Source organism: Sorangiineae bacterium MSr12523 (assembly GCA_037157775.1).
GTDB lineage: Bacteria > Myxococcota_A > Polyangia > Polyangiales > Polyangiaceae > Pendulispora > Pendulispora brunnea.
Genome location: CP089982.1, coordinates 7,366,494 through 7,381,936 on the forward strand (window position 1 = coordinate 7,366,494; position 15,443 = coordinate 7,381,936).

The window sequence follows — 15,443 nt, forward strand, 5'->3', positions numbered from 1 at the left end:
TGGACCTCAATTCACCGCATTCGCATCTTCGTCGAGAATGCGCTGTAGCTCGGCCGCGTACTCCTTCGACGAAGCGATGAGCGCTTTCTCATCGTCGCGCAGGTGATAGAGCGCACGCATCCGCGTATCGTCGTATTCGGCAAATCGCTTCACCGCGCTGCGTGCCTCGCTCGTGGTGAGGCCCACCGCCTCGAGCGCCCATGCGGACATCTCGAGGCTGGCCGCGAACGTCTCGCGGGAAAGGACATCGATGCCCAGGCCGAGCAGCGCATACGCATGTTGGCGATTGCGAGCGCGCGCGATGATCTTCAAATGCGGAAAATGGTGCAGCACCGACTTGGCCACGGTCAGAGACGTCTCCATGTCGTCCACCGCGAGCACGAACAGCGTCGCTTGTTCGGCGCCGGCCGCACGGAGCAAGTCGGGCCGGGAAGCATCGCCATAATAAATCTTGTTACCGAATCGCTTCACGAAGTCCGTATGCTGCGCACTGGCGTCGAGTGCGGTGTACGCAATTCCTTTGGCGCGTAGGACGCGGCCGACAATCTGCCCTACCCGCCCGAACCCGGCGATGATCACGGGGTTGCCCTCGTTCGACGGTTCGTCGAACTCGCGTGCGGCGCCCGCATCTTTTCGCGCGAGAACCCGATCGCGCACGATGAACAGGAGCGGCGTCACCGCCATCGACAACGTGACGACCACCACGAGCAAATCGGCAATGGCCTTGTCCAGCACCGCCCCCTCCTGGGCCACGCCGAAGATGACGAATGCGAACTCACCGCCCTGCGAAATGGCCACGGCGAGGCTGGTCGACCCGCGCGCGGGCAGCTTCGCCAGACGCCCCACGCCCCAGAGAACCGCAAACTTGATCGCCGTGAGGCCCACGACGAGCCCCGCCACCGTGAGGGGACGGCCGAGCAGGATCTTCATATCGGCCGACATCCCCACGGCCATGAAGAACAGTCCCAACAGGAGGCCCTTGTACGGCTCGATGTTCGCTTCCAGCTCGTGCCGGTATTCGGAATCGGCCAACAGCACACCGGCCACGAAAGCCCCCAGCGCCTCCGAAAGGTCGATGGCGTGCATCAGCAGCGCGGTGCCGACGACCACCAGCAACGTGGCCGCCGCCGAGAGATCGTGGTTCTTCGCCCCCGCGATGAAGCGCAGCATGGGCCGAAGCAGGTAGCGCCCGGCCAGGCCGAGCCCCACCATCACCCCCAGCACGATGAGCGCGCGCAGGCCCGGGCTCGGGCCGTGTTCGCTCGCCCCGCCCGCGAGCATCGGAACGAGCGCCAATGTGGGAATGGCCGCGACGTCTTGAAAGAGCAAAATGCCGAATGCCACCTTGCCGTGAGGCCGCGCGAGCTCGTTTTTCTCTCCGAGAACCTGCAGCGCGAACGCCGTCGACGACATGGCCAAGGCCAGCCCGGCCACGAGGGCCGTGCGCCAGCCCACCCCGAAGAGCAGCCCTGCTCCGCCGAGGGCAGCCGCCGTCGCGAACACTTGTGCGCCGCCGATGCCGAACACCGTGCCGCGCATCTTCCAAAGGCGGGCTGGCTGCAGCTCCAACCCGATAAGGAAGAGCAGAAGCACGACCCCGAACTCCGCGAAATGCAGCGTCTCCTCGACCCGCGAGATCAGCCGAAGACCGCATGGCCCAATCAGAACGCCCGCCACCAGGTACCCGATCACGGTACCCAGGCCGAGCCGCTTGGAGATGGGGACCACGAACACGGCGGCCGCGAGAAAAATGGCAACGTCGACCAGCATCGGTCCCGCGAGAATGCCTCAGCTGAGCGGCCTCGCGGGCCAAATTCGACCTTACGAACCGATCAGTACGCTGCCTTACGGAGCGGCTTCGTCGATTCGACAGAGTCCATTCTTGTTGAGCACCAAGGTGCGCTCGATCTCTTCGTGGGTTTCCTCGAAGCGCAGGTCCGCGCGCACGGGAAGCTCGTAATTGCGCGGCACGTCCAGAATGACGATGTGCCCCGTTTCGACGTTCGGGGACGCAAAGCCGCGCACGGCGTCGTGCAAGCGCGGCAAAAGCGGCGAGAGATCCAATCGAAAGACGAGGCGCACCTGGGCGGATCCCTCGGCCGCCTCGGGGCGGGTGACGAAGCCGCGGTGGGAGAATCGAAGAACGGTGACGTCGAGCGTGGCCTGCGACTCGGGGCTCACAGGATCGGGGCGCCGCGCGGCACTCTGGGAAAACGATTCGCGCGCCGTGCCCACGATGGGGCCGCGTGCGCGGGGCGTAGGCGACGGAAGGCGGTAGCGGGTGACCCGCTGGGCGAACATGCTCTGCGCGCGGCCTTCGAGCCAATTGCGGCCGGCCTCTTTGAGCCGTTCGCGCGAGGCATACACGATGGCCGTGAGCAGCGCGAACACGAGCACGCCCGAGCCGATGGCCCCGGGAAACGGGTGCTTCTCCAGCGCGAGCTGCCAAAAGAAGAACCATAGATACGCGAGCATCGCCGCGGCAGCCGAGAACCAGCTGCCCAGGCGACTGGCCACGCGGTAGCTCTCCCCCTCGAGAAACAGCACGCGCTCGAAGTGCTTTTTCAACCATCGCAATCGGGAGACGAGGCGCTCGAGTTCTAGGGCATCGGCCGGCTCCGCGTGCGGGAACTTCGCCTCCTTGCGGTAGGCGATTTCCTCGCGCAGGGCCTCGGAGAGCCGCTCTTCGACGGCGTCGAGCTCGGCGGCGGCATCCTCCGATCGAATGGCGAGCCAGCGTTGCGTCTCGAAGAGCGCACGCGCGCAATCCGTGAGCACGCTCCAGAGTTGGACGCTGAGGAACTCGTCCGCGAGGGTGTGCTCGTTGTCGCGCTCTTCGCGTTTGCACCCGCAGGCGAGCATGCCCGCCCGCGCCTGCGCGAGGGCGCCCCGTGCGGCCGATATCCAGAGAATGAGCGACTGCACGTGGTCGGCCTCCTCGACGCTGCGGGCGCGCGCGCTGGAACGGACCAAGGTGCAGTGACGAACGAAGCCGTTTCGCGACCGGGCGAGCTTGAACGAGACGCCCATGATTTCGCGGCGAAAGACCGCCGGCGAGCCGTGCGGCTGCGTGCCGCGCTCGTCTGCGCCATCCAACCGAGCATACGATTGCAGCGCGCCCCACGGCTCGAACGAGCCCACCAGGTTCGTGGGCACCTCGAGCTCGACAGTGAGCTCGTACGTAAGCCGCCCGCTCTTCGCAACGGGAACCGTGACATTCCACGCGAGCCGCGATGCATCGTGGACGGATAACGAGACGCGCTCTTCGGTGAATTCCTCGAGAATCGTCCACGGCGCCGCATTGTTTCCGTCGCGCATCATGTCCGCCCTATGGCCCGTGCTCGTGTCTTCTGTAATGGGATTTTTCCACACGAGAGCCAAATGCAAAAACCCCGGAAGGGCCGTGACCCTTCCGAGGTTTTGCGTGCTTCGCCTACTGAAAAGCGATGACTACTTCTTCGCTTCGGCGGCGAGCTTCTCCTTGTACTTCTTGACCATTTCGTCCTGCTCCTGACGCGGCACGACTGCGTACTTGGAGAACTCCATGGTGAAGGTGCCCTTGCCCTGCGTGGCGGAGCGAAGGTCGGTCGAGTAACCGAACATCGCATTCAGCGGGACCTCGGCGGTGACGCTGACGCTGTCGCCGGAGACGGTCTCCAGGATGACGCCGCGGCGCTGGTTGACCTGGCCGACGACCGAGCCCTGGAACTCCGTGGGCGCGTCGATTTCGACCTTCATGATCGGCTCGAGGATGGTCGGGCCCGACTTCGCATAGGCCTCGCGGAAGCCCATGAGCGCGGCCGTCTTGAACGCCATTTCGGACGAATCGACCGCGTGGGATGCACCGTCGTTGATGACCGCACGCACGCCCACGACGGGGAAGCCGATGAGGGTGCCCTTCTTCACGCCCTCACGGAAGCCCTTGTCGCACGAGCCGATGAACTCACGCGGAATCGCACCGCCGGTGATGTCGTCGACGAACTCGTAGGTCTCGATGGCATCGGCCGGGAGCGGCTCGATGTAGCCCATGACCTTGGCGTACTGACCGGAGCCACCGGTCTGCTTCTTGTGCGTGTAGTTGATCTCGGCGCGCTTGGTGATCGCCTCGCGGTACGCAACCTGCGGCTTGCCGGCGACGACCTCGCAGTTGTACTCGCGCTTCATGCGCTCCATGTAGATGTCGAGGTGCAGCTCGCCCATGCCGCTGATGATGGTCTGCTGCGACTCTTCGTCCTGGTGCACGCGGAACGTCGGGTCTTCCTTCGTGAAGCGGTTGAGCGCCTTGGAGAAATTCGCCTCCGCCGAGCGGTCCTTGGGGGCAACCGCCAGCGAGATGACCGCCGCGGGCACGTGCATCGAGGTCAGGGTCCAATTGACCTTGCCGTCGGTGAACGTCTCGCCCGAGCTGGCCTCGACGCCGTAGAAGGCCACGATGTCGCCCGCCTCGGCCGTCTGAATCTCCTCGCGGTCGTCGGAGTGCATACGGAACATACGCGGCACGCGCACCTTCCGCATCTCGTTGCTGACGTTGAAGATGGTGTCGCCGGACGTGACCGAGCCTTGGTAGACGCGGAAGTAGGTCAGCTGGCCGTACTTGTCCTGCTGCAGTTTGAACGCCAGGCCGACGAACGGCTTCGTGGAGTCGGACTCCACGACGACCTTTTCTTCGTTGTTGGCCTGATCGTGCGCCTCGTTGAGGACTTCGGTCGGATTGGGGAGGTAGTGCACGACGGCGTCGAGCAGGAGCTGAACGCCCTTGTTCTTGATCGCCGAGCCGCACATGACCGGGGTCATCTTGAGGGCCAAGGTGGCGCGGCGGATGGCCGCACGCAGCTCGTCCACCGAGATGGGCTCCTCGGCGAGGAACTTCTCGGCCAACTCGTCGTCGACGTCGGCGACGTCGTGGATGATCTTCTCGCGGGCCGCCTTCGCCTTGTCGGCGAACTCCGCGGGGATCTCTTCCTCGCGAATGATCTCGCCGTCGTTGCCGTCGAAGTAAACGGCCTTCCCGATGATCGGGTCGATGATGCCGCGGAAGTCCGACTCGGCGCCGATCGGCACCTGGAGCTTCACCGGGTGGTGTCCGAGCTTCTCCTTGAGCATCTCGGCCACGCGCTCGTAGTTGGCGCCCGGGTTGTCCATCTTGTTGACGAAGGCGATGCGCGGAACGCGGTAGCGCTTCATCTGCTTGTCGACGGTGATCGACTGGCTCTGCACGCCCTTGCCCGAGTCGAGCACCAGGATCGCACCGTCGAGAACGCGCAGCGCGCGCTCCACTTCGATGGTGAAGTCGACGTGGCCTGGCGTGTCGATGATGTTGATGTTGTGCGGCTGCAGCTGCTGCTGCGACCCAGGCCACACACAGTACGTGGCGGCGGACTGGATGGTGATGCCCTTCTCGCGCTCGAGATCCATCGAGTCCATCTTGGCGCCGACGCCGTCTTTTCCACGCACCTCGTGGATCTTGTGGATCCGACCCGTGTAGAAGAGGACGCGCTCGGTTAGCGTCGTCTTGCCGGAGTCGATGTGCGCCGAAATACCAATGTTACGGATACGGTTGAGGGGGATGCGAGCAGCCACGGAATCTCTCTCTCTTCGCTAGGGGAACGCCAACGGGTACGCGCTGTTATCACGTCAGCCGTGTCCTGGCGAGCACTGCAAACCGGATTCTTCGGAAAAAGCCAGGCGAGGCCAACCTGTAGCCGTCCCGTGTGAGCGGAACGTCACGAGTTCGTCGCGGGCGGGTGGCAGCCGAACCATATACTTCGGCTCGCCATCTGATTTTTCACGCAAGGCGGACGGTACCGTCGGCACGGGACTTGTTAGCGTCCCGGACCGTGCGCACGAAACGGTCGCTCTTCTTCTTCCTCTTGCTGGGCGTGACGGCGGCATGCGTGTCGAGCGCGCCGGACTTCAACTTTCATGACGGAGGGCCAACCCCGCCCACGAGCGAGACGGGGCCTGCGGATGCTCGCATCTCGGACGCGGGGCCTTGCAATGTGAACGAGCCGTTCAAGCGAAGCCCGAACCAGCCCTTTCGGAACCTGAACACGTCGACGAGCCAGGTCGGGGCGAGTCTCTCGCCCGACGAACTCACGGTCTATTACGACGATGGCCGAAAGCTCTTCACGGCAACGCGAACGGACATCGGCAAGCCATTCGAGAACGCCCACCCGCTGCCCATGGAGGACGGAGGCTGCAAGAATTATGGACTGCCGGCCGTCACCAACGACGAGAAGCGGCTCTTCTTCCAGTGCAGCAACGACGACGACCAAACGACGTCGATTCGCACGATGACGCGCGGAGAGAGGGGCCAAACCTTCGGCAACCTGCAGGATGTCCGCTTCGATCTTCCGACGCTGTTCAAGTCGTTTCCCCGCCTCTACGAGAGCCAGGGCCGGGTCGAACTCTGGAGCTCCGTCACCGACGCCGACACCGGATCGCGGAACGGTGACCAGATCTATCAGCTCGTCTCCACGGACGGTGGTGCAGGCTTCGGCGCCGCCACCCCGAGGGATGATCTCAATGACGAGAATACGGGTGATAGCTTCGCGGTGCTGACGCCCGACGGCCTGCAGGTCTATTTTGCATCCGGGCGCGCTGACATAATGAATGCCGATATCTACGTGGCCACGCGCCCGAACACGAACGCGCGTTTTCAAGATATCACCCACGTCGACGCACTCAGTGACATCAACGGCGACGACGCGCCCAATTGGATTTCGCCAGATGGATGTCGCTTGTATTACTTTTCGAGCCGGGCGGGAGGAGCTGGCGGCTACGACCTTTACTTGGCGGAGCGCCCGAAATAGAGCCGTCAACCGTACCAGCCGCTGTACCAATCGCGTGAGGCGCGCCGGTACATGTACCGGCGTCGTTGATACAGTTTTGGCGCCCTTGGGCCACTTCAGGAAAGAAACGTGAGGTACGAGAGCATGGGGTCGGCACCGCAATGAAGTGGTTCGTATTCATCGTGTTGGCGACCGCCGTGGCGTGCGTGTCGAGCGCACCCGATTTGGGTGACATCTACGATGGGGGCGGGGGCCAGATCCTCTGGGGGGACGGCAGCGCTGGTTCAGGCAACGGTGGCAATTTTGGCGATGCTGGGAACGGCAGCGTCGACGCAGGACCTTGCGACCTCGATGGGGCGTTTCAGTTGAACACGACGACCAACGTGTTCGCCAACGTCAATGACGAGCGCGACCAAGCTGGCGCCAGCCTTTCACCCGACGAGCTCACGCTCTATGTCGATATCAACGGGCATTTTTACATCGCCCATCGGACGAACACCTCGGAGCCTTTCGGTAAGCCCGAAGCTCTCGTCATCGACGACGGCGGCTTTCCACGGTACGCACAGCCCAGCGTGACCGCCGATCAGAAGCGGCTCTTTTTCGAGTGCGGCTTGCCGCACCGTTCCCACATCTGCACGGTCGGCCTGGATCAAGGGGAGACCGACTTTCGCGCCCCGAGAGTCGTCACTGGCCTGCCGCGCAGCTCGCAGGCCGACCCCCGTGTGTACGAGGGGCAAGGACGTCTGGAGTTATGGTTCTCCGCCACCAATGACGAAACGAGCTATGACGGAGATGACCTCTACAGCGTCATCGCGAACGGAGACGGCCCATTCGCGGTCCACGAGCATCCGGAATTGAACGATTCGGATAAGGCGGACGGAATGCTCGTGCTCGATGGGACGGGGCGCCGCGCCATCTTTGGCTCGAACCGCAATACTGAGGTAGGTGACCTCTTCTGGGCCAGCCGTGAGGATCCGAACGGCACCTTCACGATGCACCAGCACATGGCCCAACTCAGCACGAGCACCGACGAGGGCCCTGATTGGATGTCACCCGATGGCTGTCGTCTCTACTTCTATTCCAATCGAAACGGCAACTACGACTTGTACCTGGCCGAGCGCCCCAAGAATTAGCCGCTAGAACGCCAACGAAGCACTCGCCCCCGCCACGTTCGGCCCAAGCATCGGCACGATGGCGGTCGTCGGCGTCTTCTTCGCCGTGACAATCAGATAAATGCCAACACCGAGCGCGACCGCGCCCGTGGCACCGGCGATGATGCCCACGGTCTGGCTCGAGATGGCACTATCGTGATCGCTCAGGCTCTTGTCGGCCAGACGCAGGGCCTCGGATCGATTTCCACCGGCGAATGCCGCACGCGCGGCGTCGGCATTCTTATTCGAATCATCGTTTTGGCTCAGTGCCCGCAGTCCAAAAAAGCCGCCCGCGCCAAGCGCGAGAACCCCCGCACCGGCCACCACGAACCCCACCGTTCGCTTCGCGTTTCCGCTCGACGAAACCGTGGCGCGATCCGTCTCCCGTTGGCGCGTATCCGCCGTATTCTCCGCCTTCAGCACGACCGGCGCGGCTGGCGCCTCCTGTGCGTCCTCGAGCGGAGGCACCTCGAAGGTCGACGTGCCAGGTCCCTCGGCCAAGGTCACGCTTTGGGTCCATGTCTTCTTTCCTGGCGCGGAAACCACGATTTCTTGCTCGCCCGGATCGACCGGCACCGGCGTGCCCGAGATGCTGCCCTGAAATTCCTGCCCCGCAAATCGGATGACCCGACCAGGCTGCGTCCCGCGGAGCGTGATGACCGCTTTGCGGAGCTTCTGTTCCAGTACGACGGCGTGCTCGCGCGCGAACTTCACGCGGTCCTTTCGATTGGTGCGCTCGGCCTCCTGGATAACGCGGTTGAACTCCATCCATGCGGTCGCCGTTTTGCCTTCTTTTTCGTGGCACGTCGCCAGGTTGATCAGCGTGCCGGTCGCAGGCTCGATGCGCTGACTTTCGGCCAATTTGATGCACGCCTCCCGGACCGATCCGGCCTCCAAGAGCCGCTGCCCTTCCCGATAAAGGGTCTCAGCCGGCGATGCCGTCTCCTGCGCCGCCGCCGGGCCCGCCGCGAGCACGCCCCCCAACGACATCACCGCGATCCAGAAATGCTTTCGAGCCCTCATCCCCACGCCGCCCATGCCTTCGTTCATTTCGCGCCGGCCCGCGTCGCAAACAGCGAGCCAAGCCACGATAGCGTGTCCCGCGCGTTCGTGGAGCGGCGGCCTCCAATGTGCAAGGTCACTCGTTCTTCAGATGGATGTAGGCTTCACACCTCATCGCTTTTCGTGAGGGAGCCAAATCCGGCCTTTCGAAATCGGACACCTCTTGAACCCTCTAGCCCTTGAGTCGAAGACCATTGGACGTAGGTTGAACACCGTGGAGGAAATTCTGAAGGTCGGACAGCTTTTCCTCGGTAAGTACCGAATCGAAAGGCTGGTCGGTAAGGGAGGAATGGGCGCCGTTTATGCGGCCGTGGACAGCGATCTTGCGCGCAAGGTCGCCATCAAGATTCTCCTTCCTCATATTGCGAGCTCGCGCACGGCGGCCACTCGGTTCGTCAACGAGGGTCGTGCGGCCGCGCGCATCGAGAGCGAACACGTCGCGCGCGTGTATTCGGCCGGGCGTACCCAACAAGGCCTCCCCTTCATGATTCTCGAGCTGCTCGACGGGACGGACGTCGCGGATCTGCTCGAGAAACGCAAGCGGCTCGGGGTCGAAGAAGCCGTCGACATCATGATCGACGCGTTGCAGGCCGTGGCCGAGGCGCACCGGCTCGGCATCGTGCACCGCGATCTCAAACCGTCGAACCTGTTTCTCCATCGCAGGGGCAATGGATCGCAGGTCGTCAAAGTTCTCGATTTCGGCATTTCGAAATTGACCCAGCCCATGTCGACCACGGGTGGCGATCAGGGGCTGACGGTGACGCAAGCGCTGCTCGGCACACCGAATTACATGTCGCCAGAGCAATTGCTGGATTCGAAGTCCGTGGACCATCGCACGGACATCTGGTCGCTCGGCGTCATTCTGTACGAAATGCTGGCGGGCACCGTGCCGTTCGGCGGGCCGACGTTGCGCGAGCTCTTCACCGCGATTCTGCACCAGCCGACGACCCCCCTCCCCCACCTGCGGTCCGACGTGCGGCCGGAGCTGCAAATGGCCATCGACCTTTGCCTGGCGCGCGATCCGCAGCGGCGCATGGGCGACGCTCTCGAGCTGGCGCACTTGCTCGCGCCATTTGGCTCGTCTGCGCGCATGGCGTTCGGGCGACCGCCCACCGTCGGGGAATCGACGGTGGTGGCGCCCCCACCGGCGATGTCGTCGGCGCCGCAGCTCGTTCCGGATCCTCCCGTCATGGCGACGATCACGAAGACGAACCCCTACGCGCAGGTCGTTTCGACGCCGGTGCAACAGCAGCCCGAGCCACAGTGGGCGCATACCAATCAAGCGAACATTACGCCCTCGCCCGTCCAAATGGATTCTCCCTGGGCCGGGCAGTATGCCGCCGCGGCCACGCGCCCTCGCATGCCGAGTCGGTCCTTGTTGCCTTATGCGATTGCCGTCCCCGTAATTGGCATTCTCGCCGCGGGCGCCATCATCGTGGCCGCACGTGTCGTGCAGACGAAAACGGACGCGGCCACGTCGGTGCTAACGGCAACGTCACCTCCGCCCGAACCGGCCGCGTCGCCATTTCGTAGTCCGCCCGCGTCGAGTGCGGAACCCCCTCGCGCCGAATCGGTGGACGCAGGTGCCGCCGTCTCGACGACGCCATCGGCATCGGCATCGAGTCCTGCGCCGATCGAGCGTCCCCCCCGCAGCGGAACGCCGCGCAATCCGAAACGGGAACCGGGGTTCAACCCGATGAAGGATTCTCGTTACTGACTACGACGGCCAGGCCGAGTTTAGAATGATATCGCAGAAGTCGCGGCGTACGAACTGCGGATCCATGCGCGCCAGAACATCGGCCTTGATGTTGCCAAACGTCGTATCCGGCTTGTGCCGAATGCCCTCGTAGAATGCGCCGATGATGTCCTGTTTGAAGGATGCACCCCGGGGATGCGCCTGGACGACCTGTGCGCGCGCATCCTCGGGCACGTTGGAAAAGCCCAAGCCCACCACGTCCATTTCGACGCCCGCCAGGACCAGGGCCACCTCGGACTTCTTGTGCTCAGGGATCCCAGGCGTCGTGTGCAGTGCGATCGCATCCCAAACGACGTCGATGGCCTCTTGCCCGATGCCATGGGAGCGCAGAAAACTCGCCGCTGCATTGGCACCATCGACCTCGAAGCGATCGTTCGCGCTGGCGTATTTCTTGGTGAGCCCCAGGTCGTGAAACATCGCCCCGACGTAGAGCAACTCCGGATCGAACGCCCGCCGCTGGCCCACCCCGGTCAGCGCACCGAAGTAATACACGCGCGACGAATGATGAAATAGCAACGGCGTCGCACAATCGCGAACCAGCTCGGTTGCTGCGCGCGCAAGTTTGCTATCGGGAATGGAAATACCGGCTATGGAGGAGCTCATGGAGTCGCTTCCTTTCTTTCGAAGGGGAAGCTAGCCCTCGATGGAAATGTCCGCTATTGATATTTTATGTCAAAAACGGACACACCGATCCAGAAGCAGCCACGGTTGGTGTCGATCTTTGCCGTGCCCGGCGTGCAATTGCTCGACGTGGCGGGACCGCTCGACGTGTTCGCCGAGGCCAATCGCCAATGCACTGGGCGCAAACCCATCTATCGATTTCGCCTCGTATCCCGCTCGGCGGGGCCGCTGACGTGCTCGTCGGGTGCCCGCTTGCTGCCCGACGCAACCATCGAGGATCGCCGCGAAAAGGTGGATACGCTTCTCGTGGCAGGCAGTCCGCACGCCGGGGAGACGCATCTCGATGCCGCCACCATGGCCTGGCTCACGGCGAGCGCCCGGACGGCGCGGCGCTATGGATCGGTTTGCAGCGGTGCATTCCTCCTCGCGCAGACCGGAGGGCTCGACGGGTGCCGCGTCACCACGCATTGGAGCGTCGCCGGGGCATTGCAGGCGGCCTTTCCAAAGTTGCGCGTGGAGGCCGATTCCATTTACGTGCGCGACGGGCGCGTGTGCACGGCGGCCGGCGTCACCGCGGGAATGGACCTCGCGCTGGCCCTCGTGGAGGAAGACTTGGGCCGCGAGGTGGCCATGAACGTCGCCCGCGAGCTGGTCATGTTCTTCAAACGCCCCGGTGGACAAATGCCATTCAGCCGGCGCGGCCAGGTCGAGTTGTCCGGCCGCTCCGCGCTGCAAGAGTCACAACGATGGATCGCCGCCCACCTCCGCGCGGATCTTTCCGTCGCCGCACTGGCCAGCCGCGCCGGTGTGAGCCCGCGCCACTTCGCGCGCATGTTCCGCGGCGAGCTTGGCGTCACCCCGGCCGACTACGTCGAATCGGTACGGGTCGACGCCGCATGCCGCCTGCTCGAAGAAGGCACCGACGCGCCCAAACAAGTCGCCGATCGCTGCGGATTCACCAACGTCAATGGCTTGCGCCGCGCCTTCATGCGATGCACGGGAATCACGCCCGCAGAATACCGCAGACGGTACCGAGGCGAGTCGAGTGTCGGGTGACCCACCCGACACTCGAAATCGTTATTCCGCAGAGGCCTCGGCCGGAACCGCCTGTCCGATGGCCTCGTCCTGCGCTTCGGAGTCCATTTCGGCTTCGTCGGCGCGCATGTTGTCCTCGGTGCCGTCTTCCATCTCGACGAGCCCCGACTTCTTCACCGGCCCGAGCTTGGCCTTGTTGCTCACGACCTCCACGTGCACCAGAGCGCGATCCACGGCGCCCTTGTCCTCGCCGAACAGATATCGATTCACGCGGCCGCTGGCATCCAGAACGGCCTTTTTGACGCTCCGCTCGACACGGCACGCGGGTCCCTGATCGATGACCACGGCCACGGCGGCCTTGCCGTTCTTCTTGTTGGTGATTTTGACCCTGCTGCCGCACCCGTAACGTGCGGCGTCGGCCGTGAACCACGTGAGCTTTTGCTCGCAGGTCTTTCCGCTCCAGCTTTTCGAACAGATTCCTTTGCTCCGCAATTGCGATAGGCACGCCGGAATGCAATTGTCTCCCGAGTCGCCATGCGCATGCCCCTTGGCGTCGATCCAGCAGCCAAAGGCGGTAATGTAGTAATTGCCATCTTTGGGAACTTTGGTTCCCACGGTACCACTGCAACTGAACGCCGCTGCGGACTCGATTTCCTGCTCGGTCGCGTTGCTGCCGTCACCTTCGTCGACCGCATCCGGCGCCTCACTGGAGCAAGCGGCAATGCAGATCGATGATGCGACGAGCCATGCGAGCCGATGACGAAAATTCATCATGATGGTTGCCTCCTATTTGCTCATCGCCAGAAGAGCAACCCACGCGCCATGCAGCGACACGCGCCTGTTCTCGCGCATCGCGGGCACCGATGCTGTCAACCAACGGTTGCAACGTACCAGGTGCCTCGGTGCACCACCTTTGTAATAATCGATGCGGACCGAAGCAACTTGACTCCGCAAATGGTCTCGATACCATCAGCCATGGTATCGATACCATGAAACGACACCTCCCCATGCGATGGACCTGGGTTCTCGGGGGCATGCTGGCGCCCCTCGCTGCCGTTCTCGTTCCCGCGCACCCTGCGGTGGCGGCGTTTCCGGAGGAGGAGCCCGACCTGCTCTGGCCCACCGCGCCACCACTCCAGAAGGTGTACGACCCTGGCGTGGGCACGTACGGCTCGTTGACGGGACCTCTCTATCTCAATGACCACACCTTCGTGCGCGGCCCCGACGGAACGTGGCACCTCTTTGGCATCACGGGGGTGGAGCAGCACCCCTGGCCGAATTCCGACGACGAGGACCAGCTTGCGCATGCGACGGCCCCGAGCCCGACGGGCCCCTGGACCAAGCGTGCCGACGTATTGACGAATCCGCACGCCTACGGCGAATCCCATGTATGGGCACCGCACGTCATCGAATCGGGTGGAACGTATTACATGTTCTACGCGGCCGGATCCGGCGATCGGGCGGCCATCAATTACGCAACATCGACGGATCTTTACAACTGGCAGCGCCGCGGCACCGCCTTCATCGATGGCGCCGAATCGCGCGATCCGTTCGTGGCACGCATCGGCGATCGCTGGGTGATTTACTACACGTCCACGTCGACGGGCGGCTTTGGCAACTACGCGGTCGCTTACCGCACCAGCACGGATCTCGTACATTGGAGCGATCGGCAAATCGCGTACAGCGATCCGATGACCGGAACGGTTTTCGAAAATACCGAATCACCCTTCGTATTCCAAAAGGACAACTGGTGGTATCTGCTCGTCGGCCCGCGCGCCGGGTACGAAGGAACGGACATTTACCGAAGCCGCGATCCGTTCCATTTCAAAATTGACGATTACGCAGGACACATCGTTTCACACGCCGCAGAAATCGTTCAAGACGGCGGCCAGACATGGGTCAGCGGCGCCGGCTGGTACGAGCGGGGCGTTTACCTCGCGCCGCTGAATTGGTCCGCGACCCCGCCTTTGTGGCAGTCGGCGCAAAATCCCGCCATGGCGCGGAACGCGGATGGGCGACTGGAGATTTTTGCGCTGGAACCCGCCGGCAATGCCATCTTCCACCGCTGGCAAACTTCGCCCAATGGCGGTTGGAGCGATTGGCAAAACTTTGGCTCGGCCGCGGGGGCCGTTCCCACCGTGGGGCAAAGCGCCGATGGACGGCTCGAGGTCTTCGCCTTGGGGCCCAACGGAGCCTACATCGCACACCGATGGCAACTGCAACCGAGTGGCGGGTGGAGCGATTGGGAGACGTTCGGCGGCCCCGCCGGCGCAACCCCGGTGGTCGCGCAGAACGCGGACGGACGGCTCGAGGTCTTCGCCTTGGGTCCGAGCGGCTCCACCATCGCGCACAAATGGCAGGTGGCCCCGAACGGCGGCTGGAGCGATTGGGCGATCTTCGGCGATGCCGCCGGAGCGCCGCCCACCGTGGGCCGCAACGCCGACGGTCGCCTCGAGGTCTTCGCCTTGGGCCCCGACGGCACGAACATCGCGCGACGCTACCAGCTCGCACCGTCATCCGGCCAATGGAGCGATTGGGACCCTGCATTCGGTGGCCCGGCCGCCGCATCGCCGACGGTCGCGCAAAACGCAGACGGTCGCTTGGAGCTTTTCATTCTGGGCCCCGGCGGAAGCCATTTGGAGCATCGATGGCAAGTCGCGCCCAATGGCGGGTGGAGCGAATGGCACGACTTCGGCGGCGTCGCGGGAAGCCTCCCCGCCGCCGGACGAAATGCAAACGGCAGCCTCGAAGTATTCGTATTGGGCGCCGGCGGCGGAAACATCGCGCGACGCTACCAGCGCACCAACGGGACTTGGAGCGATTGGGACACGGCGTTCGGTCCAACCGCCGCAGGATGCGTTCCCGCCATCGGGCAAAATGCCGACGGCCGGCTCGAGGTGTTCGCGCTGGGCCCCCAAGGCCGCGGCGTATTCCACCGCTACGAGGTGCGCGCCGGCAGATCATGGAGCGATTGGGCCAGCTTCGGCGACTGGGGCGGCGGCTTGCCGTGTGGTGGGCCTTACTGAC

The 15,443-nt window shown here is 63.8% G+C and carries 11 protein-coding genes; 5 read left to right on the forward strand and 6 right to left on the reverse strand.

Going from position 1 to position 15,443, the window contains the following annotated elements:
- Window positions 1-6: 6 nt before the first annotated feature.
- The 3 genes from LZC95_28785 to fusA form a co-directional block, all read right to left on the reverse strand.
- Window positions 7-1,770 carry a monovalent cation:proton antiporter-2 (CPA2) family protein gene (locus LZC95_28785; GenBank protein WXA90445.1) on the reverse strand — a complete coding sequence of 588 codons (1,764 nt, stop codon included), beginning with the start codon at window positions 1,768-1,770 and terminating at the stop codon, window positions 7-9.
- A gap of 75 nt (window positions 1,771-1,845) precedes the next feature.
- The gene (locus LZC95_28790) at window positions 1,846-3,321 is read right to left on the reverse strand and encodes a hypothetical protein (protein WXA90446.1); all 1,476 of its coding nucleotides are present in this window, start codon (window positions 3,319-3,321) and stop codon (window positions 1,846-1,848) included.
- A gap of 129 nt (window positions 3,322-3,450) precedes the next feature.
- Window positions 3,451-5,580 carry an elongation factor G gene (fusA, locus tag LZC95_28795; GenBank protein ID WXA90447.1) on the reverse strand — a complete coding sequence of 710 codons (2,130 nt, stop codon included), beginning with the start codon at window positions 5,578-5,580 and terminating at the stop codon, window positions 3,451-3,453.
- 257 nt (window positions 5,581-5,837) lie between these two features.
- Between fusA and LZC95_28800 the strand changes: the two genes are divergently transcribed.
- Window positions 5,838-6,812 (forward strand): hypothetical protein, encoded by a 975-nt coding sequence (locus LZC95_28800; protein WXA90448.1) that lies wholly within the window; start codon window positions 5,838-5,840, stop codon window positions 6,810-6,812.
- A 140-nt stretch (window positions 6,813-6,952) separates the two neighbouring features.
- A complete protein-coding gene (locus LZC95_28805) occupies window positions 6,953-7,924 on the forward strand; it encodes a hypothetical protein (protein ID WXA90449.1) in 972 nt (323 codons plus the stop codon).
- Between the two features lie 3 nt (window positions 7,925-7,927).
- Here LZC95_28805 and LZC95_28810 read toward each other — a convergent pair whose 3' ends face one another.
- The gene (locus tag LZC95_28810; GenBank protein WXA90450.1) at window positions 7,928-9,031 is read right to left on the reverse strand and encodes a hypothetical protein; all 1,104 of its coding nucleotides are present in this window, start codon (window positions 9,029-9,031) and stop codon (window positions 7,928-7,930) included.
- Window positions 9,032-9,218: 187 nt separating this feature from the next.
- On the opposite strand from LZC95_28810, the gene LZC95_28815 reads away from it, so the two are divergent.
- A complete protein-coding gene (locus tag LZC95_28815) occupies window positions 9,219-10,721 on the forward strand; it encodes a protein kinase (protein ID WXA90451.1) in 1,503 nt (500 codons plus the stop codon).
- On the opposite strand, the gene LZC95_28820 is transcribed toward LZC95_28815, so the two are convergent.
- Window positions 10,722-11,363, reverse strand: coding sequence for an HD domain-containing protein (locus LZC95_28820; protein ID WXA90452.1), 642 nt, complete (start codon window positions 11,361-11,363; stop codon window positions 10,722-10,724).
- Between the two features lie 66 nt (window positions 11,364-11,429).
- On the opposite strand from LZC95_28820, the gene LZC95_28825 reads away from it, so the two are divergent.
- Entirely contained in the window at window positions 11,430-12,437 is a 1,008-nt protein-coding gene (locus tag LZC95_28825) for a DJ-1/PfpI family protein (GenBank protein ID WXA90453.1), read from the forward strand.
- A gap of 21 nt (window positions 12,438-12,458) precedes the next feature.
- Here LZC95_28825 and LZC95_28830 read toward each other — a convergent pair whose 3' ends face one another.
- Window positions 12,459-13,190 (reverse strand): septal ring lytic transglycosylase RlpA family protein, encoded by a 732-nt coding sequence (locus tag LZC95_28830; GenBank protein WXA90454.1) that lies wholly within the window; start codon window positions 13,188-13,190, stop codon window positions 12,459-12,461.
- Between the two features lie 215 nt (window positions 13,191-13,405).
- On the opposite strand from LZC95_28830, the gene LZC95_28835 reads away from it, so the two are divergent.
- Window positions 13,406-15,442 carry a hypothetical protein gene (locus LZC95_28835; GenBank protein WXA90455.1) on the forward strand — a complete coding sequence of 679 codons (2,037 nt, stop codon included), beginning with the start codon at window positions 13,406-13,408 and terminating at the stop codon, window positions 15,440-15,442.
- The last annotated feature ends 1 nt before the right edge of the window (window position 15,443 follow it).